Genomic DNA, 25,850 nt, shown 5'->3' with positions numbered 1-25,850 from the left:
AGATGTGTATAAGAGACAGGTTTGGGGGTGTGGCGGATCGGGCGCTAGCCGGCGTAGGCCTTGACCAAATCAAACAGATAATCGCGCCCGTCATACAGCGACTTGACGTTCATCCGCTCGTTGAGCCCATGCGCGCGGTTGAAGTCGCCGGTCATGAAGATGCCGGGCACGCCGTAGACCGGGATGCCGATCCCCTCGAAGAAGATGCCGTCGGTCGCGCCGGTCGACATCAAGGGCAGGATCGTCATGCCGGGAAAGTGCTTGGCCGCCACCGCCTGCGCCGGGCCCATCACCTTGGGGTCGAGGCTCGGCGGCACGGCAACGGGGCGGATCGGCGCGTTGGCGCTGGCCTTCACAGCGGCGCCGGCGAGCGCCTGGAGCTTGGCGAGCGTCCCCTCGACGGTCTCGCCCGGGAAGATGCGGCAGTTGATGTTGGCGGTGGCGCGTTGCGGCAGCGCGTTCTCAGCATGGCCGGCGCTCAGCAAGGTCGCGACGCAGGTCGTTCGCAGCGTCGAGTGGAAGGTCTTGTCGGTGCTGACGATCTTGTCGGCGGCGGTGTCGGCTGGGTTGGCGACGAGTTTCAACATCGCGTCGCGCATCTCGGGCGGTTGCGCCAAGGCGGCGCCCTTGAAGAAGGCGCGCGTCGTGTCGGTGAATTTGATCGGGAATTCGTAGCCCCTAATCGCCTCGATCGCGTCGGCGAGCTGGTAGATCGCGTTGGTCGGCACGGGCTGCGAGCTGTGGCCGCCGGGGTTGGTGGCGGTGAGCGTGAAGTTCTGCGAGGCCTTCTCGCCGACTTGCATGAACATCGCGAGGCGCTTGCCGTCGTCGGTCATCTGGCCGCCGCCGCCTTCGTTGAGGCCGAATTCGGCGGCGATCAGGTCGGGCTTGTTCTTGGCGAGCCACTGCGCGCCGTTGAAGGCGAAGGTCGTCTCCTCGCCGCAGGTGAGCGCGAGTTTGATCGTGCGCTTGGGGCGGTAGTTCTGCTGCTTGAAGCGGATCAGGCTGTCGGCCCAGATCGCCGCCATCGCCTTGTCGTCGGTGCTGCCGCGGGCGTAATAGTATCCGTCTTCCTCAATCAGCTTGAACGGATCGCGCGTCCAGTCCTCGCGCTTGGCCTCGACCACGTCGAGATGCGCGAGGAGCAGCATCGGCTTGGCCTTGGCGTCGCTCCCTTTCAGAATCGCGACGAGGCCGCCTTCCTTGGGATGATCGGGGACGCTGAAATAGGTGAGGTCGGAATCGGCGAAGCCTGCCGCCTTTAATCGCGCGCCGATCTGCGCGGCGGCGGTGGTGCAGCTTCCCGAGGACAGCGTGGTGTTGGTCTCGACCAGCTCCTTGTAGAGGCCGAGATAGGCCTTCTGGTCGGGGCGGTCCTGCGCTGTCGCCGTCGTGGCGAGCGCGGTGGTGGCGAGCAGACTGGTGGCGAGGATCTTGGTCATGCGTGCGAACATTGGGGCCCCCTGTGTTTGGCACGAGGCTAGCGTGGTGGCGGGGGAACGCAACGGCGCGAGTCAAAAGCGCCTCCCCTGAACGGGAGGGGCGAAAAAAGGTTATGGCGCCTTTGGCTGCGCGAGGCGCAGTTCGCGATTGGCGAAGTCGATCCGCACGCGGCCGAACAGCCGCAGTGCATCCATGCCGAGCAGCAGCGCGGGCCGGTCGTGCAGCCCGAGCCGCGCAAAGGGGGCGGCATCGACGAACGCCACCTGCAGATTGGCAAAGCTGATGTCGCCGAAGTGCACGCGATCGAGCAGCGCCTGCTCGGCCTGGAGCGACGCGCCGGTGACGCTCAGCACGCTTACCGCCGTCACCGCGCTGCTCGACGGCGCGGCAAGCCGGCGCAGCGCGAGATTGCCCATGCTGGTATCGGCGCCGGTGTCGATCACCACACGCACGGTGCGCCCGCGATAGCTCGCATCGGTGACGACGAGCTGGCCGAGCAGATTCTTCGCGCGGATGACGATATCGTCGGGGCCGAAGCGCTCCTTGCGCAGCCGCTTGGTCGAGGGGATGACGGTCATCGTCTGCGCGGCGAAGTCGATCGTCACGGCATGGCCCTGCAGCGTGTCGATCCCGACCAGGCCGGCGGCGCCGAGATTGCGTGCAACGAGCGCGGGCGCCTCGATCCCGCGCGTCGACAGCCGCGCGCCGACGCCCGGCGATCCGATCTGCAGGTCGGGAATGACGACGGTGCCGAATTGCGCCGACCCCGCCATCGCGGTGACATGGACGCTCTTCCCGGGCACCAGGCCGAGCTTGGCGGCGAGTTCGCGCGCGATCACGGTCCGCTCGGCGCCGGTGTCGACGATGAAGCGATACGGGCCGGCGGGGCCGATCGTCACCGGCACGGTCATGCGCAGACCTTCGGAGACGAAATCGAGCTGCTCGGCGGGGTTTTGCTGCAGCTCATGCTGCGCAGCAGGCGAGGGCGGCGGGGTCGGCACAGGCTGGGGCTGGGGCTGGGCCAGCGCCGCGGCAATCGGGACAGCGACAAGCAGCACCGGGTTCATGGCGACAAACTACGCCCGTTTCGGCCGCACGACAAGCCGATCAGTCGAGCCGCATCGCCTCCTCGGCGAGCGCCTCGGCCTCGATCAGCAGCGCGTCGTCGGCGAGGCCGGTGGCAATCTTCTCGCGGCCGATCAGCGTGAGCACGGGCACCGCGAGTGGCGACACGCGGTCGAGATCGACGTGGAGCATCGTATCGACCGCGCGATCGAGCAGGTCGGCCAAGCGCCCGACATCGGTCATCCGCGCGCGCGCGTCGGCCCAGGCGGCTTCGAGCAGCAAATGGCCGGGCTCGTATTTGCGCAGCACGTCGTAGATCAGGTCGGTCGAGAAGGTGACTTGCTTGCCGGTCTTGCGCTTGCCCGGGTGCTGGCGCTCGACGAGGCCACCGATCACCGCGACCTCGCGGAAGGCGCGTTTGAGCAGCGCCGAACTTTGCACCCAGTCTACGAACTCGTCCTCGAGAATGTCGGGCGAGAAGAGCGCCTGCGGGTCGGTGATCGGCTCGAGCCCGTAGCACGCCAGCGCATAGTCGTTCGAGACGAAGCCCAGCGGCTTGAGCCCCATCGTCTCCATCCGCCGCGTGACGAGCATCCCGAGCGACTGATGCGCGTTCCAGCCCTCGAAGCTGTAGGCGACCATGTAATGCCGGCCCTCGCGCGGGAAGGTCTCGACGAGCAATTGCCCGGGCGCGGGAAGCGTCGAGCGGCGCTGCTGCATTTCGAGCCATTCGCGCACGTCGTCGGGAAAGCGCGGCCATTCGGACGGATCGGCGAGGAAACCGCGGACGCGCTGCGCGAGGTTGGTCGACATCGCCATCCGCGCGCCGCCATAGGTCGGGATTCGCGCCGGGCGCGCGGTCGCGCGGACGAGCAGGTCCTCGGTGTCCATCCCCATCACCTCGAGGCTCATGCCCGCGAAGAAGAAGGTGTCGCCGGGGCTGAGCGTCGCGGCAAACCCCTCCTCGACCTTGCCGAGCGAGCGGCCGTTCTTGAAGCGGACGGTGAGCATCGTGGCCTCGACGATGATCCCGGCGTTCAATCGATGCTGCGCAACAAATTTGGGATGGCTGACGCGCCAGCTGCCATCGGCATCCTGCGTCAGCCGCTTGAACTTGTCATAGGCCTGGAGCGCATAGCCACCGTCGCGGATGAAGCCGAGCACGCGGCTGAAGGTCGCATCGGTCAGCGCGGAATAGGGCAAGGCCGAGCGGATCTCGTCGAGCATCTCGGCTTCCTGGAACGGCGCGGCGCAAGCGCACGCCATGATATGCTGTGCCAGCACGTCGAGCCCGCCTTGCCGGAAGATGTCGGGGTCGAGCTCGCCCGCATCGACCGCGTCGAGCGCTGCACGCGCTTCGAGATATTCGAAGCGGTTGCCTGGGACGAGTACCGCCTCAGAAGCCTCGTCCATGCGGTGATTGCTGCGCCCGATCCGCTGCAGGAATCGCGACGACCCTTTCGGCGCGCCCATCTGGATGACGCAATCGACATCGCCCCAATCGACCCCCAGATCGAGGCTGGCGGTGGCGACGAGCCCGCGCAGCTTGCCGTCGGCCATCGCGCCCTCGACCTTGCGGCGGGCTTCGAGCGACAAGGAGCCGTGATGGATGCCGATCGGCAAGCTCATCGCGTTGACCTTCCACAAATCCTGGAAGATCAGCTCGGCAAGGCTGCGCGTGTTGCAGAAGACGATCGAGGTCTTGTGCGTCTCGATCTCGGCCATCACCTGCTCGGCGGCATAGCGGCCCGAATGGCCCGACCAGGGAACGCGGCCCTCGGGCAGCAGGATCGCGATGTTGGCGGGGACGCCGGGCTCGCCCTGCACCAGATCGACCGTATCGATATCGCCATCGGGGGCGAGCCAGGCGCGATAGCCGTCGGCGTCGGCCACCGTCGCCGACAGCGCGACGCGGCGCAGATCGGGCGCGAGGCGTTGTAGCCGCGCCATGCACAGCGACAGCAGATCGCCGCGCTTGCCGGTGGCAAACGCATGGACCTCGTCGACGACGATCGTCCTGAGGTTTTCGAAGATCAGCCCCGAGTCGGGATAGCTGAGCAGCAGGCTGAGCGATTCGGGCGTGGTCAGCAGGATCTGCGGCGGCTTGATCCGCTGGCGCGCCTTGCGGTCCGAGGGGGTGTCGCCAGTGCGTGTCTCGACGCGGATGTCGAGGCCCATCTCGGCTACGGGCGTGAGCAGGTTGCGCTGGACGTCGACAGCAAGCGCTTTCAGCGGCGAGACGTAGAGCGTGTGAAGGCCTTGCGTTGGGGTCTCGATCAGTTCGGTCAGCGTCGGGAGGAACCCCGCCAGCGTCTTGCCAGCACCAGTGCTCGCGACGAGCAGGCCGTGATGCCCCGCCCGCGCAACGTCGAGCATCGCCAACTGGTGCGCGCGGGGAGCCCAGCCCTTGGCAGCGAACCAGTCGGTGATCGGGGCGGGAAGGTCGGATACGCTCACTCACCCGATATGGGGTGCGCGACGCGGCAATGACCAGCCCCGCGCGCGCGCGCGTCACCGAATTGCGCGATACTCGCTGTAGCTCGTGCTGGTTTGCATCGTCCCGGCCTTGCCCATCATCGCGCCCGTAAGCGCGCTGGTCGCGTCCGACGGGACGACAATGCCATCGCCGAGCAGGCGATAGCGCTGGTCGACCGTGATGCTGCGCAGCGAGGCGACCAGCATTACGCTGAAGCTCTTGTTCGACGTCATCCGCACGCGCTCGACGAACGGCACCGCGCCGCTGGTGTTGACCAAAGCCTCGACTTGCGTATCGGCCGACGCATCGTGCGAACCGATCTTGAAGGTGCCTGCGGGCAGCCGGGCAAAGCGGTAGAGCACACCGCCGCCGACCTCGCTGCGCGTCGCGGGGCTGCCGAACCACGCCGCCAGTTCCGCATAGGACGGGATCGGCCCGTGATTGGCCTTGCGCGTTTTGGCGATTTCCTTGGGGGTCGGCGCGCGGCCGTCGATGCTGATCAGCGACCAGCGCTCGGCGGCCGCGCGGCTGGGATCGAACTGCTCGACATAGGTTTTCCGCGGGGCGCCGGTCCGCTCGAACGCAAGCGTGCGGCGAAAGGCATGACGCGTGGTCGGCATGGCGCGGGCGGTCGCGACGATCCGAGTCTGCAGCGCGTCGGCGTGCGCGGCGGTGACGGGGGCGCCGATCGCCAGCGCGATCAGCGCGAGGCCGACCATCCTGCTGTTATGGCCGGGCGGCAGGGCGGACGGTGAGGATGCGCAAGTCATGCCGTATCGATCCTACAGCAATGGGGCCAATCGAAGGCGTACCGAAATCCCGCTACCGGCAGGGAGAGGGAGATGGAACTCAAACGCGTCCCACCCATATAGCCATGATGGCAAAGCTCGGCGACTGGATCGATCCCCACCCGCACGGAATCTACGTGAAGCCCGCCGATGTGTGGATCGATCCGTCGCGCCCCTCCCCCGTCGCGCTCGTGACGCACGGCCATGCCGATCACGCGCGTGGCGGGCACGACGCGGTGTGGGCGACGCCCGAGACGCTCGCGATCATGGACGCGCGCTATGGCCCGCAGCCCGGCAACCCCGTCGCCTATGGCGACAGCCACACCTTCGGCGATGTCAAAGCCACCTTCGTTCCCGCAGGGCACGTGCTCGGCTCAGCGCAGGTCCTGCTCGAATATCGCGGCGAGCGAGTCGTCGTGTCGGGCGATTACAAGCGCCGCGCCGACCCGACCTGCGCTGGTTTTCAGCCGGTCAAATGCGACGTGTTCATCACCGAGGCGACGTTTGGATTGCCCGTCTTCCGCCATCCCGAGACCGGCGACGAGATCGACAAGCTGACCGCCGCGCTCCACGCCAATCCGACGCGCTGCGTGCTCGTCGGCGCGTACGCGCTCGGCAAGGCGCAGCGCGTCATCGCCGAACTGCGCGCGCGCGGGCATGATGCGCCGATCTACATCCACGGTGCGCTCGAGAAACTGTGCGCGCTGTACCAGGCACACGGCGTCGAGCTTGGCGAGCTGCGCCCCGCGACGGTCGCGAACAAGGCCGAAATGATGGGCCATGTCGTGATCGCGCCGCCCGGTGCGATGGCCGATCGCTGGTCGCGCCGCCTGCCCGATCCGATCACCGCGATGGCATCGGGTTGGATGCGCGTGCGCCAGCGCGCGGTGCAGCGCGGGGTCGAGCTGCCGCTGATCCTGTCGGACCACGCCGATTGGGACGAACTGACCGACACTTTGACCGAGATCGCGCCCAAGGAAGTGTGGGTGACGCATGGCCGCGAGGATGCATTGGTGCATTGGTGCCAGACGCGCCAGATCAAGGCGCGTGCGCTCGCGCTGTCGGGCTATGAGGATGAGGACGACTGAGCGATCGCGCTGGACGGTTTTTCCCGCCGAGATTAGAGATCGAGTGAATTTTCGGGGGAAAGCAGCATGGTACGACGGTCAATTCGAGCAGGCGTCGCAGCTGCGACCGTCTGTGCCGCTACCCCGAACGTGGCGCACGCCAGCAGCTTTGGCGACACACTCTCGAAATGCCTGGTCGATCACAGCTCGCCCGCCGACCAGACGCTGTTGGTGCAATGGGTATTCTCGGCGATCTCGGCGGGCCCCGCGGTGAAGGCGCTGTCGACGATCACACCGACGCAACGCGAAGATTTCAACCGCCGGACCGGGGTGTATTTCAATCGCCTGCTGACGGTCGAATGCCGACCACAAGCGATCGAAGCAATCAAGTTCGATGGCGTGTCGTCGATCGAAACAAGCTTTGGTGCGCTCGGCGGCGTGGCGATGCGCGGTCTGATGGGCGATCCGCTGGTGCAGAAGGAGCTCCAGCAATTGGGCAGCTTCGCCGACCCCAAGGCGATGGCCGCGCTGATCGTCGAGGCCGGAAACCCTAAAGCGGCGACCCCGGCTAAATAAGCACAAAGCCAGCGGCTTCGCCTGAGGCAGATCGACACGAGCAGGATTTGGCACCGCCTCGCGCGGTGTCAGCGACGTGGCGATCGCCGCGAAGGTTGGCGTGCGCGCTCCAAATGGCTCCGATTTCAGGCGCGCACCGGGCCGGAAACCGCCTGCGACACTGCAGATTCACATAAGTGAATTTATTGCTTCACATATCTGCAATATATGTCATCATTCTGTAACAGACTAACTAGGAGACTGATGATGACCCTGAAATTCGCTATCGCCATCCTTGTCGCAGGCGCGGCCGTCGTTCCGGCCGCAGCGGCGCCAACGCGCGATCCCGCCGCTGCCGTGCGCACGCTCGAAACCGTATCGCAGCTCTCGCCGAACGACGGTGGTGTCGCGATCGAGCTTGCCGCCGCCTATCAGCGCGCCGGCCGCACCGCCGATGCCAATACCGCGCTGCGTCGCGCGCTCACGCTCGACAATGCGATGCTCGAAACGCCGACCGGCGATGCCGTCTGGTCGCACCAGGTCGCCAAGCGCGCGCTCGCGCGCGACGTCGCGCTGACCGCACGTTGAGCCTGTGGCCGGCCTGACTTCGGTCGGGCCGGCTCGCGCTTTCGATTAGGCGCCCCCGTTATGCGCCCTCGAGCGCCCGCGCCCGCCGGCGCTGCACCGACGATCCGATCCCGAGCGCCTCGCGATACTTCGCGACCGTGCGCCGCGCGATGTCGAAGCCCTTGGCGTTGAGCAATTCGACCAACGTGTCGTCCGATAGGATCTTGTCGCCCTCGCCCGCGATCAGCGCCTTGATCGCCGATTTGACCGCTTGTGCCGACACCGCCTCACCGCCTTCGGACGATTGGATCGCCGAGGTGAAGAAGTATTTGAGCTCGTAGAGCCCGCGCGCGCACGACAGATATTTGTTGCTGGTGACGCGCGACACCGTCGATTCGTGCATCTCGATCGCATCGGCGACCTGGCGCAGCGTCAGCGGCTTCAATTGTGCTACGCCGTGGAGGAAGAACCCCTCCTGCTGCTTCACGATCTCGGCGGCGACCTTGATGATCGTGCGCTGGCGCTGGTCGAGCGCTTTCACCAGCCAGTTGGCGCTGGCGAGCATGTCGCCGAGCCACGCCTTGCTCGCCTTGTCGCCGCGTGCGCTCGACAGTTCGGTATAATAGCTGCGGTTGACGAGCACGCGCGGGAGCGTGGCCGCGTTGATTTCGATTCCCCAGCCGTCCTTGCGCTTGGCGACGAACAGATCGGGCACCACGGCCTGGGTCGGTTCGCCGCCGAAACGGCAGCCCGGCTTCGGATCATAGCCGCGAAGTTCGCGGATCATGTCGGCCAAGTCTTCGTCATCGACGTTGCACAGCCGCCGCAGCCGCGTGAGATCGCCGCGCGCGACAAGGTCGAGATTGTCGATCAGCCGCGCCATGCACGGATCGTACCGGTCGGCTTCCTTGGCTTGGAGCGCGAGGCACTCGGCGAGATCGCGCGCGCCGACGCCGGTCGGCTCGAAGGTCTGGATGATGGCGAGCACCTGCTCGACGCGCGCCAGCGGCACGCCGAGCCGAGTCGCGATGTCGAGCAGCGACGCGGTGAGATAGCCGCATTCGTCGATCTGATCGATCAGATGCGCGGCAATGAACAGGTCGGCGCCCTCGACCGCGGTGCCGGCCTGCGCGAGCAGATGGTCCGACAGGCTGAGGCCGGTATCGGCGAAGCTGTCGAAATCGGGGCCGTCCTCGCCCGTCCCGCCGCCGCTGCTTGCGCCGTTGAGACCGAGCGACCCGTCGATCCCCGCGCCCCCCGCCTGATCGGCTGGGCTGTCGTGGTGAAAGCTCTCGGCGGTGAAATCGACGTCGAGCGAGGCCTCGCCCGAATCGCCGCCAGCCAGCAGGAGTTCGTCGGCGGTGGCGGGTTGGTCGCGGATCGGGGCGTCGGGTTCACGGTCCTGCGTCGGGCCGTCGTCTTCGGGCGCGCTCGCCTCGAGCAAGGGATTGCGCTCGATTTCCTCGGCGAGGAAGCCCTCGACCTCGAGGTTCGACAGCGCGAGCAGGCGGATCGCCTGCTGGAGCTGCGGCGTCATCACCAGCGATTGCGACTGGCGCAGGTCCAGGCGCGGCAAACGCAGCGGCCCCGGCCTGCGCCGGGGCGACGAGGGAGGTGGCGTCCACCATGATCAGAGCGAGAAGCCCTCGCCGAGATACAGCCGCCGAACGTTGGCGTCGGCGACAAGCTCGGCGGGCGAGCCGGTGAACAGCACGCGGCCGTCATAGATGATGTAGGCGCGGTCGACGATCTCGAGCGTCTCGCGCACGTTGTGATCGGTGATCAGCACGCCGATGCCGCGCTTCTTCAATTCGCAGATCAGGTCACGAATGTCGGCGATCGACAGCGGGTCGATCCCCGCGAAGGGCTCGTCGAGCAACATGATCGACGGATCGGCGGCAAGCGCCCGCGCGATCTCGGCGCGGCGGCGCTCGCCGCCCGACAGCGCCATCGATGGGGAATCGCGCAGCCGCGTCAGGCCGAACTCGTCGAGCAGCGTATCGAGCCGGAGCGCGCGCTGCGCCTTGTCGGGCACGGCGAGCTCGAGCACGCTGAGGATGTTCTGTTCGACCGTCATCCCGCGGAAGATCGAGGTTTCCTGCGGCAGATACCCGAGGCCGAGGATCGCGCGGCGATACATCGGCAGGCCGGTAATGTCGTTGCCGTCGAGCATGATGCGGCCCGAATCGGGCTTCACCAGCCCCATCACCGAATAGAAGCACGTCGTCTTGCCCGCCCCGTTCGGCCCGAGCAGCCCGACTACTTCGCCCTTGGCGACCGACACCGACACATCGGTCAGCACGCTGCGCTTGTCGTACGATTTGGCGATCGACACGACCGACAACCCATCATTCACCGGCTGCTCGGCGATCGGCGGCGCGCTGTCGAGGGTCATGGTGTCGCTCATCGGGGCGTGCTCGCAGTTTAGAGTTAGCGAAGGGTTAACCGCACGGCATCTGGCAGGCTTCGTGCATGCCTATACGCCATTCGCGCCGCGCGGGATAGCAGCGGGCGCCGAATTGCCCCGCTTTCGCGTCAGTTACGCTTGGGGACCGAGAAGGTCCCGCTGACGCGACCGCCGCTGCTCGTCGTGGTGCCGGCCTTGCCGCCACCGCCGCCGCCGACCGACGAGCCGTCGATCACTGCGCGACCGGTATCGAGGTTGATCGTGAGGCGTCCGCCATTGACGGTGTTGCCCGCCTGGATCAGCGTCACCGCGCCGAGCATCGTCACGACGCGCTTGTTGAGATCGTACACCGCGAAGTTGCTGCGCGCGGTCTGGTCGGGCCGAGTCACGACGACATTCCCCGCCGCGTCGAGTCGCGACACCTGCGGGCTGCCATCGACGACCTGGCCGGTATAGGCGACCGTCATCCGCGCCGCATTGAGCGTCATCTCGGCCTGCTTCACCGACACGCTGCCCGACAGCAGCGCGCGATTGGCCTTGTCCTGCAGCTCGATATGGTCGGCGCTGAAGTTGATCGGCGCGGCCGAATTGTGCGCCGTCTGTGCGCTCACGACCGCCGCCCCCGACAGAACGAGCGAAACGGCGAAAAAGGCGAGAAGGCGCTGCATCGGGACTATCTCTTCTTTCGCGGGATGATCTGCAAGTGCGCATTACCATCGAGCCGCACGATATGATTGACCAGATCGGCATTGAGCTGGTTGCCGCTGAAGGTGCCCTGCGGCACCGAGCCCGTCACCGCGCCGCCGCTCTTCATCGTCCGGGTCTTGAGATCGACCGTCGAATCCTGCGTGACGAGGCGGTACCCGCCGCTGCCGTTGACGCGCACCGGGCCGTCGATCGTCACTTGCTGCTTGTCCATGTCGTAATGGCCATGCTCGCCGACGATGTTGGCGGGACCGTCCTTGAGCCCGATTTCCGCGGTAAGCTTCTCGAGCTTGACGATCGGTTCGGCCGAACTCTTCTGCACCGCCGACCCCGCGGTCAGCGCGAAGGCCTGGCCCTTGTCGTCCTCGCCCTTGTAGCTCGCCGACTGGACGCGTAGCCGCTCCTTGGCGACCTCGACCTTTTTCTTGTCGAGCAGGAAGCTGACATCGCCGCCCGAATAGAGCGGGAGCACGACGACGAACGCGGCGAGCACGCCGATCAGGATCGGCAGCACGATGCGCAGCGTGCCGATCACGCGGTCGTGGCTGCTGCCCGGCGCCGCCCATACCTTGCGCGAATCGCGAATCGCGCGCGCGTCAGACCGCGCGTCAGACATGGGGCTGCTCCCCGCCGCGGCTGGCATCACATGTGCGCAAAGATATCGACTTCCGGCCAGCCGGCAATGTCGAGCTCGGCGCGCCACGGCAGGAACTGGAAGCACGCCTGCGCGAGTTCCATCCGGCCTTCGCGGACGAGCCGGCGGTCGAGCTCCTCGCGCATCGCGTGAAGATAGCGCACGTCGGACGCGGCATAATCCTTTTGTGCCTCGCTCAGCACCGGGCCGCCCCAGTCGGACGATTGCTGCGCCTTGGAGATATCCTGGCCGAGCAATTCGCGCACCAGCTCCTTGAGCCCGTGGCGATCGGTATAGGTGCGCACCAGCCGCGACGCGATCTTGGTGCAATAGACCGGCGCTGCGGTCACTTCGAGATAATGGCTGATCGCCGCGAGATCGAACCGCCCGAAGTGGAACAGCTTCACGCGCGCCGGGTCGGCGAGCAACGCGCGCAGATTGGGTGCAGCGTAATCGCTATGGGGCGAGAAGCGGACGAGATGCTCGTCGGGGCCACCGTCGGACAGCTGTACCAGGCACAGCCGGTCGCGCGGCGTGATCAGCCCCATCGTCTCGGTGTCGACCGCGATGTCGGCGCCGGGCGCGAACAATTCGGCGGGGATGTCTTCTTCGTAAAGATGTACAGTCATCGCCCGGCCCTAGCGGCGAATGGGCCGCTGCTCAATGGGTGGGCTTGCGCTCACCCTCAATGCGACGGCGTGCGTCCTCGCGCGCGCCGCGCCGCGATGTTGAGCGCCTCGACCACACCCGAGAACGCCATCGCCGCATAGATATAGCCCTTGGGCACATGCACGCCGAAACCGTCGGCGATCAACACCGCGCCGATCATCAGCAGGAAGCCGAGCGCGAGCATGACCACGCTCGGATTGGCGGCGATGAAATTGGCGAGCGGCGTCGCTGCCAACAGCATCACGCCGACCGCGACCACCACCGCGACGATCATCACCGGCAGATCATCGGTCATGCCGATCGCGGTGAGGATCGAATCGATCGAGAACACCATGTCGAGCAGCAGGATCTGGACGATCGCCATGCCGAACGACAGCGCCGCGCCGGCATTGCCGGGCGTCTCCTCGCTCGCTTCGTCGTGGTCGATCGTATGATGGATCTCGGTGGTCGCCTTCCACAGCAGGAACACGCCGCCCGCGATGAGGATCAGGTCGCGGACCGAGAACGCGGTTTCGAACGATGGCGCGCCGTGCGCATCGAGCATCCCCGTCAGCCCAAGATCGAAGACCGGCCGCACCAGCCCGGCGATCCACGCGATGATCGACAGCAGACCGAGTCGCAGGACCAGCGCCAGGCCAATGCCGACTCGGCGGACCTTTTCGCGCTGCTCGAGCGGGAGCTTGTTCGACAGCAGCGAAATGAAAACCAGGTTATCGATCCCGAGCACAATCTCCATGACGATCAGCGTCGCCAGAGCGGCCCAGGCGGCGGGATCGGCGAGCAAGGCGGGGATCGACATGCCCGAGTCTGTGCCGTGCTTGCCACATCTGCGCAAGAAGCGTGTGATTCGTGCCGTATTTTCGACGAATTCATTCGCAGGGTCTGGCAATTTGCGTTACACGATTCGGTGGCACGATTGGTTTGGTGCCAAAACCCTGCGTCTTTCGTCCGACGCAACGGTTGCGATATCGATGTCGGACGAACCGGGAAGACGAACAGGGCATGAGTTTCGATAAAGGACGCCGCGGCGATCGTGGCGGGCGCGGGCGCGACAAGCGCGACGGTTTCGGCGATAGCGGCGGCTTCGACGGCGGCTTCGGCGGCGGCGGTGGCGATCGTTTCGGCGGCGGCGGCGGTGATCGCTTCGGTGGCGGCGGCGATCGCTTCGGCGGTGGCGGCGGCGATCGCTTCGGCGGCGGCGGCGGCGGCGGCGGTTTCCGCAGCGGCGGTGGCGGCGGCTTCGGCGGTGGTGGCGCAGGCGGCGGTGGCCGTGGCATGCCCCCGCAGGTTGTCGGTGAAGGCACTGGCGTCGTAAAATTCTTCAACGGACAGAAGGGCTTCGGCTTCGTCGTTCGTGATGACGGCGGCGAGGACGTGTTCGTGCACATCTCGGCTGTCGAGCAGGCCGGCCTGACTGGTCTTGCAGAGGGCCAGCCGCTTGGCTTCACCCTCGTCGACCGCGGCGGCCGCATCTCGGCGACCGACCTCAAGATCGACGGCGAGCCAATGGCCGTCACCGACCGCGGCCCGCCGCGCGAGCGTGACGCAGCTCCCGGTGGCCCGCGTGGCGCCGCTCCTGGTGGTGCGCCGCAGCGTCAGCTGACCGGCGAGAAGGCAACCGGCACGGTCAAGTTCTTCAACGCGATGAAGGGCTTCGGCTTCATTCAGCGCGATGATGGCCAGCCCGACGCGTTCGTCCACATCTCGGCAGTCGAGCGTGGCGGCATGACCTCGCTCAACGAGGGCGACCGGCTCGAGTTCGAGCTCGAAGTCGATCGTCGCGGCAAGATGGCGGCTGTGAACCTGACGTCGATCGCTTAATCGCTTTCGTCTGACGCAAACGAGATAGACCCGGCGGGCCTTTAGGCCTGCCGGGTTTTTCTTTGCGTGCGGCGCGGGGCGTGTGCGGTATTTTCGTCAGCTCCCCGGCGAAGGCCGGGGCCCAGTCGCGCTAACAGGCGTTCGCTGGGTGTGACCAATCAAAGCCCCGCCCACGCCTGGGCCCCGGCCTTCGCCGGAGAAGCACAGAAAGACGATAGATGCGCCTAGCCCTTGCCGCGATCGCCCTCACCTTCGCCGCGCCCACGCTCGCGGCTCCCGGCCCCAAGGTCGCCGCGGCGAGCTTCGCGCAGCTCAAGACCCCGCTGCCGCTGCCGTATGACGAGACCGCGAACGCCAAGGCGGACGTCGCCGCGGCGCGCGCCCGCGCCAAGGCGCAACACAAGCTGCTGCTGATAGACCTTGGCGGAAACTGGTGCCTCGACTGCCGCCTGCTAGCGGGGACGATGGAATTGCCGGGCCTGCGCGAATTCCTGGCGAAGAAGTACGAGATCGTCACGGTCGATGTCGGCCGGTTCGACAAGAACCTCGACGTGGCGGCGAAGTACGGTCTCAAGGACCATTTCGGCGGCGGCGTGCCGAGCGTGCTGATCGTCGATCCCAAGACCGACACGCTGAAAAACCCCGGCCGCACCGCCGCGCTCGCCGATGCGCGCACGCTCAGCCCGCAGGCGCTGTCGGACTGGCTGGCGAGCTGGGTCCGCTAAAGCAATCTGACCGTCACCCCGGCCTCGTGCCGGGGTCCACCGGGATGCACAGTCTCACGGCACAGCACGCGCGGCGCGGTGGACCCCGGGACAAGCCCGGGGTGACGAAATGGGATTGCGTTCAGCCCCCCGCGAAGCGATCGGTGGCGCGGATCAGCTGGTCGAGGATGCCGGGCTCGCTATAGGCGTGGCCTGCGCCTTCGATCAGGTGGAACTCGGCCTCGGGCCAGGCCTGGTGGAGCGCATAGGCGTAGCGCGCCGGGCACGGCATGTCGTAGCGGCCATGGACAATCGTCCCCGGGATCCCGGTGAGCCGCCCGGCATCGCGCAGCAACTGGCCGTTCTCGAGCCAGGCATTGTGCGCGAAGAAATGGTTCTCGATCCGCGCGAAGGCGAGCGCGAAATGCCCGTCCTGGAATGCCGCGCTCATCGCCGGGTCGGGCAGCAGCGTGATCGTCTCGCCTTCCCAGATGGTCCACGCCTTGGCGGCTTCGAGCTTGGCCGCCTCGTCGTCGCCCGTCAGCAGGCGGCGATACGCCTCGATCATAGTGCCGCGCTCGGCCTCCGGGATCGGCGCGACGAAGCCTGCCCATTTGTCGGGGAACATCTCCGACACGCCGAACTGATAATACCAGGCGAGCTCGGCCGGCGTCGCGGTGTAGATGCCGCGCAGGATCAGCGCGCTAACGCGCGTCGGATGCGTCTCGGCATAAGCGAGGGCAAGCGTCGAACCCCACGATCCCCCGAACACCAGCCAGCGCTCGACCCCGACCAGCGCGCGCAGCCGTTCGATATCGTCGACGAGATGCCAGGTCGTGTTCGCCTCGAGCGCGGCATGCGGGGTCGAACGCCCGCAACCGCGCTGGTCGAACAGCAGGACGTCGTAGCGCGCGGGGTCGAACAGCCGACGGTGGCTCGGCGAAATGCCACCGCCGGGGCCGCCGTGGAGGAACACCGCGGGCGTCGCGCCGGGCGTGCCGCAGCGCTCGTAGGCGATCGTGTGGCCGTCGCCGACGTCGAGCGTGCCCGTCGCATAGGGTTCGATCTCGGGATAGAGCGTGCGCAGGTCGGTCATCGAAACGGGTCCGGAGCCAGAGGTCATTTGAGCGGGATCGGCCGCCCTTCGACCATGACATAGCCGATCTTGAGCACCGCGGCAGGGTCGACCAGCGGATCGCCCGCCACCGCGATCAGATCGGCCGACTTGCCGACGTCGAGCGTCCCCGTCTCGCCCGCCAGCCCGAGCAGATCGGCGCCACCCTTGGTCGCCGCGATCAGCGCGTCGCGCGGGGTCATCCCGCCCTTCGTCACCATCAGCCCGAGTTCCTCGCCATTGCGCCCGTGCGGATAGACCGCGGCATCGGTGCCGAGCGCGATCGGCACGCCGGCCTTGTACGCGCGGTTGAGCCCCCTGCCCCACACCGCGAGCGTGGCGCGCCCCTTCGTCTCGGCGTTGGCGGTGAAGACGCCCTTGCCGAGATACTGCTGGAGCCCCGAAAAGGCCATCAGCGTCGCCGAATAGTACGTGCCGTGCGCTTTCATCAGCGCGACGCCGGCATCATCGACGAAGGTGCCATGCTCGATCGAATCGACCCCGGCGCGCACCGCCGCGGCGATTCCCTTGGGGCCATGCGCATGCGCCGCGGCCTTGAGGCCAAGCTGGTGCGCGGTGTCGCAGATCGCCTTCATCTCCTCGTCGGTGAAATGCTGTTCGAGGCCGATCTTGCCATCGTCGAGCACGCCGCCGGTCGCATGGAACTTGATCACGTCGACGCCGTACGCCGCGACGCGCCGCACCGCCTTGGCGCATTCGAGCGGCCCGGTGCACACCCAAAATTGTTCGCCGCTCGCGTCGATCGCATGGCGCAGATCGGGGTTGAGCCCGACGGTGCCGTCGCCATGCCCGCCGATGATCGACAGCGCGGGTCCCGAGACGAGGATGCGCGGGCCCGGAAAGCTCCCGTCCTTGACCGCGTCGCGCATCGCGATGCTCGCGGCGGGCAGCCCGCCGAGATCGCGCACCGTGGTGAAGCCCGCGCGCGCGGTGATCAGCGCGTTCTTGAGGCCGATCGTCGCGGCATAGGGTTCGGAATACCCCGGCGTCAGGCCCTTGTACCACGGCTCGCCGGCATTGCTGGTGAGGTGGACATGGACGTCGATCAGCCCGGGCAGCACCGTCCGGTCGCGCAGATCGACCACCGTCGCGCCCGCGGGCGCGGTGGCGCCGTCGTCGATCCGCACGATCCGACCGTCGGTGACGATCACGGTCGAGGCGCCACGCTCGGGCTTGGCGGCGTCGACGATCAGATGGCCGGCCTGGATCGCGAAGGTTTCGGCAAGCAGCGGCGTGGCAGCGGTCGAGGCCAGCACTGTGGCCATGGCGATCAGGACTTTGCGCATCATTTCACCCCTGGGTTTTTGCGCGCAGCCTAATCGCTGCGGGGGCGGTGTCGAGGGGTCACGTGATCAGCCGCTCGAGCGCCGCAACGGTGTCGGCCTCGGCGGCGGGCTTGTCGGTGCGGATCCGCGCGATGCGCGGGAAGCGCATCGCCACGCCCGATTTGTGGCGCTTCGATTGATGGATCGAATCGAACGCGATTTCGAGCACGAGCGTCTTCTCGACCTCGCGCACCGGGCCGAAACGCCCGGTCGTATGGTTGCGCACGAACTGGTCGAGCCGCTTCAATTCCTCGTCGGTGATCCCCGAATAGGCCTTGCCGACGGGGAGCAAGGTGCCGTCCTCGGTCCAGCAACCGAAGGTATAATCGCTGTAGAAGGACGAGCGGCGTCCCGAGCCGCGCTGGGCGTACATCATCACGCAATCGGCGGTGAGCGGATCGCGCTTCCATTTGTACCACAACCCGGTCTTGCGCCCGCCGACATAGGGCGAATCGCGCCGCTTGAGCATCACACCTTCGATCGCGGCATCGCGCGCGCCGGCGCGAATGCCCTCGAGCGCGGTGAAATCCTCCGCCGCGATGACGGTGCTGAGATCGAACCGCTCGGGGTCAAGCCGCGACACAAAGGCCTCGAGCCGGACGCGGCGCTGGTCCCACGGCAACGGGCGGAGATCCTCGTCGCCATCATAGAGAATGTCATAGAGCCGGACGAACGCCGGCGATTCGGCGAGCATCTTCGCCGACACGACCTTGCGCCCGAGCCGCTGCTGCAACGCGTTGAAGCTCGCCGCCCCGCCCTCTTCGGTCGCCGAGCCTTGCGCGTCGCCTTTCACCATCAGCTCGCCATCGAGCACGCCCGGCGTGGTGAAGTCGCGCGCGACTTCGGGGAAGCTTGCGGTCACATCGTCGCCGGTGCGGCTGTAGAGCCGCGTCGTGCCGGCGACATGGACGATCTGGACGCGGATGCCGTCCCACTTCCATTCGGCCGCATAGTCCTTGAGGTCGACGCGCAAATCTTCGAGCGGGTGCGCGAGCATGAACGGGCGGAACACCGGCACATCGGCTGCGGTCGGCTGCGGCCCGCGCCGCTCGGCCCAGTCGAACAACGCGGTGTAGGGCGGCGCGATGCCGTGCCACACTTCCTCGACCGCCTCGACATCGAGATCGAAGCCGTTGGCGAGCGCCGTCTTGGCGAGCCGCGACGAGACGCCGATGCGCAACGCCCCCGTCGCCATTTTGAGCAGCGCAAAGCGTTCGTCCGAATCGAGCCGGTCGAGCATCGCGGCGAGCGCGGCGGGCGCATCGGAGCGCGACAGGGACGACAGGCGATCGACGGCTTGGGCGATCGACAGGGGTTCGGGGTCGGGCGCAATCGGCGGGGTCGGCCACAGCAAGGCGACGGTTTCGGCGGTATCGCCGACATAGTCGCGGCTCATCCGGAACAGCACCGGATCGACGCGCTGCTCGATCAGCGTGCGGATCACCGCGGACTTGACGCCGGGCAAGTCGAGCTCGCCCGTCAACGCCGCCATCGCCCAGCCGCGATCGGGATCGGGCGTGACGCGCAGATAATCGGTGATCAGCTTGAGCTTCGCGTTGCGCGAGCGAGTGTAGATCAGCCGGTCGAGAAGGTCGGCAAAAGCGCGCATTGTCCCTCAACATGCGCGCGGCGCTGGGGTTCCGCAAGCGGCATCCCGCGCTTGCTCCGAGCGGCGCGGGATCCTAGGCTGGATGCCATACCCGATCCTCGAAAGGTTCTGTCATGCGTAAAGCTGCGATCGTCTCCACTGCCCGTACCCCGATCGGCAAGGCGTATCGCGGCGCGTTCAACGCGACCGAGGCGCCGGTGCTGGCCGCGCATGTGATGAACGCCGCAGTCGCGCGCGCCGGGATCGATCCCACGCGGATCGACGAGATCTTCTGGGGCGTCGGCAATCAATGGGGCAGCCAGGGCGGCAATGCCGGCCGGATGGCGACCTTCGCCGCCGGCTTGCCCGAAACGGTGCCGGCCTTCACGCTCGACCGCAAATGCGGATCGGGGCTCACCGCGATCGCGCTCGCCGCGCGCTCGATCATGTGCGACGAGATCGACGTCGCGCTGGCCGGCGGAATGGAATCGATCAGCCTGACGGTGACCAAGGACGCGCCGCGCTACGTCAACCAGTCGGTGATCGCACGGGAGCCCGCCGCCTATATCCCGATGATCGAAACCGCCGAGATCGTGGCTGAGCGCTACAATATCAGCCGCGCGGCGCAGGACGCCTATGCCGCGATGAGCCAGCAGCGCGCCGCGCGCGGGCTCGAGAGCGGCGCGTTCGCCGAGGAGATCGCGCCGATCACGGTCGAGAAAGCGCTGTTCGACAAGGCAGGGACCCGCACCGGCAGCGAGACGGTGACGCTCGCGCAGGACGAAGGCATTCGCGCAGGGACGACGGCCGAAGCGCTGGCGGGGCTCAAGACCGTCTGGCCGGGCGGCGATTTCTCCGGGCCCGGTGCGAACGTCACCGCAGGCAATGCCAGCCAATTGTCCGACGGCGCCTCGGCGCAGATCGTGATGGACCACGCCACCGCGAAGGCCGAGGGGCGCGCGGTGCTCGGCGTGTATCGCGGCTTCCAGGCGGCGGGGTGTGGGCCCGACGAAATGGGGATCGGCCCGGTCTTCGCGATCCCCAAGCTGCTTGCGCGCGCTGGCCTCTCGGTCGCCGATATCGGGCTGTGGGAACTGAACGAGGCGTTCGCTTCGCAATGCCTCTATTGCCGCGACGCGCTCGGCATCGATCCCGAGCGCTACAACGTCAATGGCGGCGCAATCGCGATCGGACACCCGTTCGGCATGACCGGCAGCCGGCTCGTCGGGCACGCGCTGATCGAGGGTCGCAAGCGCGGCGTGCGCTGGGTCGTGGTGTCGATGTGCACCGCGGGTGGAATGGGCGCAGCGGGGCTGTTCGAAATCGTTTAGCCACGCTAGGGGCACTCCGAACAAGGCTAGTTTTTGCCTCCTTAACAAGAGCAAAGCAGCAAAACCGGGTGTCAGGCTAAACAATGTTACAGTTTTTGTTTTGCCCCTATCTGTTTAATCTATGTTAGCGAACTCATCGAGTGCGGAACAGGGGCAGGTGTGACCCGTTCTACAGACATGTCGACCGGTGCTCGCTATGAGGTTCTCCTGGTTCCATCGGAAATGTCTTTGACCACTTCCGAATGGACTTGGCGTCGCCTTGACGGCGACGCCGGCGTTTCCGCGCACGGATTGCGCCATGCGACCTTGCCCGAATGCTTCGCCGAGGTGCGCGACCACGCCAAACAGTTTGGGCCGGCGACGGTCGCGGTCAATTTGCACGGCGACGCCGCGCCGCTTCCGCAAGGTGGCGAGGCGCTCTTGCCGAGCCGAGACGGCGCCTTCGCGAACCGGCTCGCTCCGAAGGCGCTGCTCCGGAGACGATCGGCGCTGCGCGGTTAGTCGGCGAAGAGCAAGACGGGCGTTTCGAGATAGCGCTTGAGCGCCTGGACGAAGCTTGCCGCATCCCAGCCATCGACGACGCGGTGATCGCAACTGATCGACAGGTTCATCAGCTTGGCGCGGACGATCTCGTCGCCGACAAACACCGGCCGCTCGACGATCTTGTTCGGCCCGATGATCGCGACTTCGGGACGGTTGATCACTGGCGTCGTCGCGATTCCGCCGAGCGGGCCGAGCGAGGTCACGGTCAGCGTGCCGCCGCCCATTTCCTGCGGCGTGAGCTTGTTGGCGCGCGCGGCTTCAGCGAGGCGGAGGATTTCGCTGGCGAGCTGCCACACGTTGCGGTCCTGCGCGTCGCGGATGACGGGGACGGTAAGGCCCGCATCGGTCTGCGTCGCCATGCCGAGATGCACGGCACCGTGACGCGTCACCACGCCGGCTTCGTCGTCATAGCGCGCGTTGATCATCGGGAAGGCGGGGATCGTTTTGCAGATCGCGGCGATCATCAACGGCAGCATCGTCAGCTTGGGGCGGTTGCCGCGCGCGCCGTTGAGATCGGCGCGCATCGCCTCGAGCGCAGTGACGTCGATTTCGTCGACATAGGTGAAATGCGGGATCGCGCGCTTCGACGCCGCCATGTTCTCGGCGATACGGCGACGCATGCCGATGACCTTGATCGGTTCGTCCGGGCGCGCGTTGCTGGCGTGGGGGCTGTGATAGCCCTGGCCCTGGCCGTAGCGGAGGAAGGCGTCGAGATCGCTGTGGCGGACGCGGTCGGACTCGGTCTTTACCTGGGTAAGGTCGATGCCGAGATCGGCCGCGCGCGCGCGGACCGCGGGGGAGGCAAGCGCCTTTTCTGCTCCCCTCCCGCTTGCGGGCGGGGACGCAGCCACGGGCGGAGCGCTGGCGGGGGCGTCCTGCCCTCCCCCGGCCCCTCCCGCAAGCGGGCGGGGAGCAGGTTGCGCTTCCTCGACGCCTGGGTTCTCGGCTTCATATTGCTGCGCGACCTCGACCTGCTCGACCGACGCAGGCGCCGCCTTCAGCTCGGCCGGCGCGTCATCGCGCAACGCGGGCGCTTCCTCAGCACCAACGTCCGCGGCGTCCGTCTCGATCACCACCAGCGCAGCGCCGATCGACACTTGGTCGCCGACCTCGCCCGCAAGCTCGACCACCACGCCCGACACCGGCGATTCCATCTCGACCGTCGCCTTGTCGGTCATCATATCGGCGACCTGCTGGTCCTCTTCGATCCGGTCGCCGACCGCGACGTGCCATGCCACGATCTCGGCCTCGGAAATGCCCTCGCCAATGTCGGGCAGCTTGAACGTAAAACGCGCCATTATGCGTCCTTCATGATCTTCTTGAGCGCCTCGCCGATGCGGACGGGGCCCGGGAAATATGCCCATTCGAGGCTGTGCGGATACGGCGTGTCGAAACCCGTCACGCGTTCGATCGGGGCTTCGAGATGGTAGAAGCAGCGCTCCTGCACCAGCGCCGACAATTCGGCGCCGAAGCCCGAAGTGCGCGTCGCCTCATGCACGATCATGCAGCGTCCGGTCTTCTTGACCGACGCCTCGATCGTTTCGATGTCGAGCGGGACGAGCGTGCGCAGGTCGATCACCTCGGCATCGACGCCCGCCTCTTCCATCAACGCGAGCGCGACATGCACCATCGTGCCGTAGACGAGCACGGTCAGCGCTTCGCCGGGGCGAACGACCTTCGCCTTGCCGAGCTCGATCTTATAGTATCCGGTCGGCACTTCGCCCGCGGGATGCTGCGACCAGTTCTGCGTCGGCTTGTCCCAATGGCCGTCGAACGGGCCGTTATAGATGCGCTTGGGCTCGAAGAAGATCGTCGGATCATTGTCCTCGATCGCGGCGATCAGCAGGCCCTTGGCGTCGTACGGGGTCGAGGGGATCACGGTCTTGACGCCCGAAATGTGCGTGAAGATCCCTTCCGGGCTCTGGCTGTGCGTCTGACCGCCGAAGATGCCGCCGCCGAACGGCGAGCGCACCGTGATCGGCGCGGTGAATTCGCCCGCCGAACGATAACGCAGCCGCGCCGCCTCGCTGACCAACTGGTCGAGCGCGGGGTAGATGTAATCGGCGAACTGGATCTCGGGGACCGGGCGCAGGCCGTACGCCCCCATCCCGACCGCGACGCCGATGATGCCGCATTCGCTGATCGGCGTGTCGAACACGCGGGTCTTGCCGTATTTGGACTGCAAGCCGGCGGTCGCGCGGAACACGCCGCCGAAATAGCCGACGTCCTCGCCCATCACGATTACGTCGGGGTCGCGGCCCATCATCACGTCCATGGCGGAGTTGATCGCCTGGATCATGTTCATGCGGGTCGAAGTCGGGGTTTCGATTTCGGTTTCGACCGCTGTTTCAGAATCGCTCACGATGCATACTCCGTCATCCTCGCGAAAGCGGGGATCCCGCTGCCTGGCCCCGTCGCCAGAAAAAGAAGCGGGACCCTCGCGTTCGCGAGGGTGACGCCGCAGGGTTGAACGCTACCCATCACTTGTGCGCCCATGGCCGGCCGCTTGCGGTTTCCTCGGCGATCATCTGCGCCTGTTGTTCGCGCAAATGCCACGGCATTTCCTCGAACACGCCGTCGAACAGCGTATCGAGCGGCTGGTGCAGGCCGTGGCCGAGCACGCCGTTGGTCTCGGCCTGCTTCTGCGCGGCCTTGACCTGCTCGGCCAATTCCTTGTCCTGCGCCGCATGCCGCTCGTCGTCCCATTCGCCGAGCGCGATGAGATGGTCCTTGAGGCGCTTGATCGGATCGCCGAGCGGCCACGCGGTCGGCTCGCCAGCCGAGCGATATTGCCCGGGATCGTCTGAGGTCGAATGCCCTTCGGCGCGATAGGTGAAATGCTCGATCAGCGTCGGCCCCTGGTTGGTCCGCGCGCGCTCGGCCGCCCACAAGGTCGCGGCATAGACCGCGAGCGCATCGTTGCCGTCGACGCGCAGGCCGGCGATGCCATAGCCGACCGCGCGCGCCGCGAAGGTCGTCGATTCGGCGCCGGCAAAGCCCGAGAAGCTCGAGATCGCCCACTGATTGTTGACCACGTTGAAGATCACCGGCGCGCGATAGACGCTGGCGAAGGTGCAAGCCGAGTGGAAATCGCCCTCGGCGGTCGATCCGTCGCCGCACCACGTCGCCGCGATCCGCGTGTCGCCCTTGGCGGCGCTCGCCATCGCCCAGCCGACGGCTTGCGGATATTGCGTGGTGAGGTTGCCCGAGATCGAGAAGAAGCCCGCTTCCTTCACCGAATACATGATCGGCAGCTGCTTGCCCTGCAGCCGGTCGGCGGTGTTCGAATAGATCTGGTTCATCATGTCGACCATCGACCAGCCGCGCGCGATCAGCAGGCCCTGCTGGCGGTACGACGGGAAGCACATGTCTTCATAATCGAGCGCATGCGCGGCAGCGACCGAGACCGCCTCCTCGCCGGTGCACTTCATGTAGAAGCTTGTCTTGCCTTGGCGCTGCGCGCGAAACATGCGCTCGTCGAACGCGCGGACCAACGCCATGCTGCGCAGCATCGCGCGCAGCGTATCGGGCGAGAGGCGCGGATTCCACGGGCCGACCGCCTGGCCTTCGTCGTCGAGCACGCGCACCAGATCGAACGCGAGATCGATGAACGTATCGGCCGCATCCGCCGGATCGGGGCGGCGCGCCTTGCCCGCGGGCGGGATCGGCACCTGCGTGAAATCGACCGCATCGCCCGGCCGGAACTTGGGTTCGGGCACGTACAGCGACAACGGCGCAAGATTGGGCTTCAAATGATCGGGGACTCGGTCGGTCGCCATATACTCTCCACAACGCGTGCCTGGCTTGTGACCGACAGGCGGAATCGTTCTTCGAGCCTTGTTATAAAATTTCAACGCGCTTGGCGAGGGGGCGTTTGTCACGGAATGCGACGACCCGTCGCGCGGGGATGACGGAGCAGCTTGACTCTGCAGCGACAAAAAGAACAAAATAGGAACGATGCTTCAAGTGAGTCGTGCCCGTGTCCTGTCCTGCCATCATCGCCGAGCTTCGCGAAAGCCTCAAGAAGGTGGAAAGCGACGGGCTGCGTCGGCGCCCGGTGCTGCCTTTCGGGATCGCGCCGATCGACGAACGGCTCGCGCCGGGCGGGCTGCGACTCGATTCGCTCCACGAGATTTCCGCGGCGAGTCCTGCGCCGTCGGACGATGCGGCGGCGACGCTGTTCATGGCGGGGATCGCGGCGCGTGCCTGGGGGCCGGTGCTGTGGGTGGTGCGACGGCGCGACCTGTTCGCACCGGGGCTCTACCAGGCGGGTCTCGCGCCGGGGCGGCTGATCTATGCCGAGGCGGGCGACGATGCCGAGCTGCTCGCGCTGATGGAGGAGGGCCTGCGGCATCGCGGGCTCGGCGCGGTGGTCGGCGAGGTCAAGCGCGCGGCGATGCCCAATACGCGGCGGCTGCAGCTTGCGGCCGAGGGCGGGAAGACGATCGCCTTGTTGATGAAACGCCATGCGCGGGAGGGTGGCAATCCGCTCGCCGTGCCCTCGGCGGCGATGACGCGCTGGCGGATCGCCTCGGCGCCCTCCGCACCGCTGCCGGTCGGCGATGCGGGCGTCGGGCGAGCGCGCTGGCAGGTGGAGCTGGTCCGCCAACGCGGCGGCGAATCCGCCGATTGGATGATGGAGGCATGCGATGAAACGGGTCGCCTCGCTCTACCTGCCCGACTGGTCGATCGAACGGCTGGCGCAGGCCGAGCGCTCAGCCGCGCCGCTTGAGGGCGCCAGCGTAGATCCGCAGGGCCTCGCCGAGGCCGTCGCGCGCGAGCAGGCGGTGGCGTGCTCGGTGCCGCGCGGTGGCGGCTGGCGGCCTGGCGCGCGCTGGGCACGGAGCGGGGAACTCGACGCGAACGCGCGCCATCGCAGCGCGGGACGCGTGAGCGAAGCTGCACCGCATCCCTTCAAGGCGATGCCGCCCGACGAGGGTCGCGCTCCGCTGCGCGATGCGCGGGTGGCTTCTTCTGCCTCCCCTCCCTGGAAGGGAGGGGCTGGGGGCTGTCTCTTATACACATCT

The 25,850-nt window shown here is 66.9% G+C and carries 24 protein-coding genes and 1 pseudogene; 9 read left to right on the top strand and 16 right to left on the bottom strand.

What is annotated here, in order from left to right:
* Positions 1–44: 44 nt before the first annotated feature.
* The 4 genes from QN347_RS13970 to QN347_RS13955 all read right to left on the bottom strand — a co-directional run bounded on the left by QN347_RS13970 (position 45) and on the right by QN347_RS13955 (position 5,703).
* Positions 45–1,454, bottom strand: a complete 1,410-nt coding sequence (locus tag QN347_RS13970; protein WP_322160779.1) for a M20/M25/M40 family metallo-hydrolase — start codon at positions 1,452–1,454, stop codon at positions 45–47.
* Between the two features lie 99 nt (positions 1,455–1,553).
* Complete coding sequence (locus QN347_RS13965; protein WP_322160781.1) at positions 1,554–2,510, bottom strand: aspartyl protease family protein; 957 nt, start codon at positions 2,508–2,510, stop codon at positions 1,554–1,556.
* Positions 2,511–2,550: 40 nt separating this feature from the next.
* Positions 2,551–4,965 carry a ligase-associated DNA damage response DEXH box helicase gene (locus QN347_RS13960; RefSeq protein WP_322160782.1) on the bottom strand — a complete coding sequence of 805 codons (2,415 nt, stop codon included), beginning with the start codon at positions 4,963–4,965 and terminating at the stop codon, positions 2,551–2,553.
* A 54-nt stretch (positions 4,966–5,019) separates the two neighbouring features.
* Entirely contained in the window at positions 5,020–5,703 is a 684-nt protein-coding gene (locus QN347_RS13955; RefSeq protein ID WP_323494065.1) for a hypothetical protein, read from the bottom strand.
* Positions 5,704–5,861: 158 nt separating this feature from the next.
* On the opposite strand from QN347_RS13955, the gene QN347_RS13950 reads away from it, so the two are divergent.
* The 3 genes from QN347_RS13950 (at position 5,862) to QN347_RS13940 (ending at position 7,982) form a co-directional block, all read left to right on the top strand.
* A complete protein-coding gene (locus tag QN347_RS13950; RefSeq protein ID WP_322160786.1) occupies positions 5,862–6,860 on the top strand; it encodes a ligase-associated DNA damage response exonuclease in 999 nt (332 codons plus the stop codon).
* A gap of 129 nt (positions 6,861–6,989) precedes the next feature.
* Positions 6,990–7,415 (top strand): hypothetical protein, encoded by a 426-nt coding sequence (locus QN347_RS13945; protein WP_133191736.1) that lies wholly within the window; start codon positions 6,990–6,992, stop codon positions 7,413–7,415.
* Between the two features lie 246 nt (positions 7,416–7,661).
* Positions 7,662–7,982 (top strand): tetratricopeptide repeat protein, encoded by a 321-nt coding sequence (locus tag QN347_RS13940; protein WP_229839451.1) that lies wholly within the window; start codon positions 7,662–7,664, stop codon positions 7,980–7,982.
* A gap of 58 nt (positions 7,983–8,040) precedes the next feature.
* Here QN347_RS13940 and rpoN read toward each other — a convergent pair whose 3' ends face one another.
* The 6 genes from rpoN to QN347_RS13910 all read right to left on the bottom strand — a co-directional run bounded on the left by rpoN (position 8,041) and on the right by QN347_RS13910 (position 13,175).
* Complete coding sequence (gene rpoN, locus QN347_RS13935) at positions 8,041–9,537, bottom strand: RNA polymerase factor sigma-54 (protein ID WP_416350881.1); 1,497 nt, start codon at positions 9,535–9,537, stop codon at positions 8,041–8,043.
* Between the two features lie 54 nt (positions 9,538–9,591).
* On the bottom strand, positions 9,592–10,368 hold the full coding sequence (gene lptB, locus QN347_RS13930) for an LPS export ABC transporter ATP-binding protein (RefSeq protein ID WP_133191733.1): 777 nt from the start codon (positions 10,366–10,368) through the stop codon (positions 9,592–9,594).
* 128 nt (positions 10,369–10,496) lie between these two features.
* Positions 10,497–11,036 carry an LptA/OstA family protein gene (locus QN347_RS13925; RefSeq protein WP_189677075.1) on the bottom strand — a complete coding sequence of 180 codons (540 nt, stop codon included), beginning with the start codon at positions 11,034–11,036 and terminating at the stop codon, positions 10,497–10,499.
* 5 nt (positions 11,037–11,041) lie between these two features.
* On the bottom strand, positions 11,042–11,689 hold the full coding sequence (gene lptC / locus QN347_RS13920) for an LPS export ABC transporter periplasmic protein LptC (protein ID WP_189677074.1): 648 nt from the start codon (positions 11,687–11,689) through the stop codon (positions 11,042–11,044).
* Positions 11,690–11,715: 26 nt separating this feature from the next.
* Positions 11,716–12,336 carry a ribonuclease D gene (locus QN347_RS13915; RefSeq protein ID WP_133191730.1) on the bottom strand — a complete coding sequence of 207 codons (621 nt, stop codon included), beginning with the start codon at positions 12,334–12,336 and terminating at the stop codon, positions 11,716–11,718.
* Positions 12,337–12,392: 56 nt separating this feature from the next.
* On the bottom strand, positions 12,393–13,175 hold the full coding sequence (locus tag QN347_RS13910; protein WP_322160792.1) for a TerC family protein: 783 nt from the start codon (positions 13,173–13,175) through the stop codon (positions 12,393–12,395).
* A gap of 203 nt (positions 13,176–13,378) precedes the next feature.
* On the opposite strand from QN347_RS13910, the gene QN347_RS13905 reads away from it, so the two are divergent.
* Both QN347_RS13905 and QN347_RS13900 read left to right on the top strand, forming a co-directional pair.
* The gene (locus tag QN347_RS13905; protein WP_133191728.1) at positions 13,379–14,197 is read left to right on the top strand and encodes a cold-shock protein; all 819 of its coding nucleotides are present in this window, start codon (positions 13,379–13,381) and stop codon (positions 14,195–14,197) included.
* Positions 14,198–14,415: 218 nt separating this feature from the next.
* Positions 14,416–14,922, top strand: coding sequence for a thioredoxin family protein (locus QN347_RS13900; RefSeq protein ID WP_133191727.1), 507 nt, complete (start codon positions 14,416–14,418; stop codon positions 14,920–14,922).
* Between the two features lie 121 nt (positions 14,923–15,043).
* On the opposite strand, the gene pip is transcribed toward QN347_RS13900, so the two are convergent.
* From pip to QN347_RS13885, 3 genes are read right to left on the bottom strand one after another with little or no spacing between them, the layout of a single operon-like run.
* Positions 15,044–15,997 carry a prolyl aminopeptidase gene (pip, locus tag QN347_RS13895; protein WP_322160795.1) on the bottom strand — a complete coding sequence of 318 codons (954 nt, stop codon included), beginning with the start codon at positions 15,995–15,997 and terminating at the stop codon, positions 15,044–15,046.
* A gap of 23 nt (positions 15,998–16,020) precedes the next feature.
* On the bottom strand, positions 16,021–17,322 hold the full coding sequence (locus QN347_RS13890) for an amidohydrolase family protein (protein ID WP_322160796.1): 1,302 nt from the start codon (positions 17,320–17,322) through the stop codon (positions 16,021–16,023).
* Between the two features lie 58 nt (positions 17,323–17,380).
* The gene (locus QN347_RS13885) at positions 17,381–18,970 is read right to left on the bottom strand and encodes a cisplatin damage response ATP-dependent DNA ligase (RefSeq protein ID WP_322160797.1); all 1,590 of its coding nucleotides are present in this window, start codon (positions 18,968–18,970) and stop codon (positions 17,381–17,383) included.
* A 113-nt stretch (positions 18,971–19,083) separates the two neighbouring features.
* Between QN347_RS13885 and QN347_RS13880 the strand changes: the two genes are divergently transcribed.
* On the top strand, positions 19,084–20,280 hold the full coding sequence (locus tag QN347_RS13880; RefSeq protein WP_322160799.1) for an acetyl-CoA C-acyltransferase: 1,197 nt from the start codon (positions 19,084–19,086) through the stop codon (positions 20,278–20,280).
* 228 nt (positions 20,281–20,508) lie between these two features.
* On the top strand, positions 20,509–20,781 hold the full coding sequence (locus QN347_RS13875; RefSeq protein WP_323494063.1) for a hypothetical protein: 273 nt from the start codon (positions 20,509–20,511) through the stop codon (positions 20,779–20,781).
* On the opposite strand, the gene QN347_RS13870 is transcribed toward QN347_RS13875, so the two are convergent.
* From QN347_RS13870 to QN347_RS13860, 3 genes are all read right to left on the bottom strand, one after another.
* Positions 20,778–22,121: a dihydrolipoamide acetyltransferase family protein gene (locus QN347_RS13870; protein ID WP_322160801.1), complete on the bottom strand. Its 1,344-nt coding sequence runs from the start codon at positions 22,119–22,121 to the stop codon at positions 20,778–20,780. The two genes, QN347_RS13875 and QN347_RS13870, sit on opposite strands and share 4 nt — an antisense overlap.
* Positions 22,121–23,128 (bottom strand): alpha-ketoacid dehydrogenase subunit beta, encoded by a 1,008-nt coding sequence (locus QN347_RS13865; RefSeq protein ID WP_322164117.1) that lies wholly within the window; start codon positions 23,126–23,128, stop codon positions 22,121–22,123. Before QN347_RS13865 ends, QN347_RS13870 begins: the two co-directional genes overlap by 1 nt.
* A gap of 175 nt (positions 23,129–23,303) precedes the next feature.
* A complete protein-coding gene (locus QN347_RS13860; RefSeq protein ID WP_322160803.1) occupies positions 23,304–24,602 on the bottom strand; it encodes a thiamine pyrophosphate-dependent enzyme in 1,299 nt (432 codons plus the stop codon).
* Between the two features lie 248 nt (positions 24,603–24,850).
* Here QN347_RS13860 and QN347_RS13855 point away from each other — a divergent pair, with 248 nt between their 5' ends.
* Positions 24,851–25,555, top strand: coding sequence for a protein ImuA (locus QN347_RS13855; protein ID WP_189677196.1), 705 nt, complete (start codon positions 24,851–24,853; stop codon positions 25,553–25,555).
* Positions 25,473–25,850: pseudogene (locus QN347_RS13850) on the top strand (DNA polymerase Y family protein); the annotation flags it as partial. The gene QN347_RS13855 and the pseudogene QN347_RS13850, both read left to right, overlap by 83 nt.

Origin of the sequence: Sphingomonas sp. 10B4 (assembly GCF_035019905.1) — a bacterium.
Lineage (GTDB): Bacteria > Pseudomonadota > Alphaproteobacteria > Sphingomonadales > Sphingomonadaceae > Sphingomonas > Sphingomonas glacialis.
Note: the sequence above shows the minus strand (reverse complement) of the source record. Positions and strands in the feature narration are given on the sequence as shown.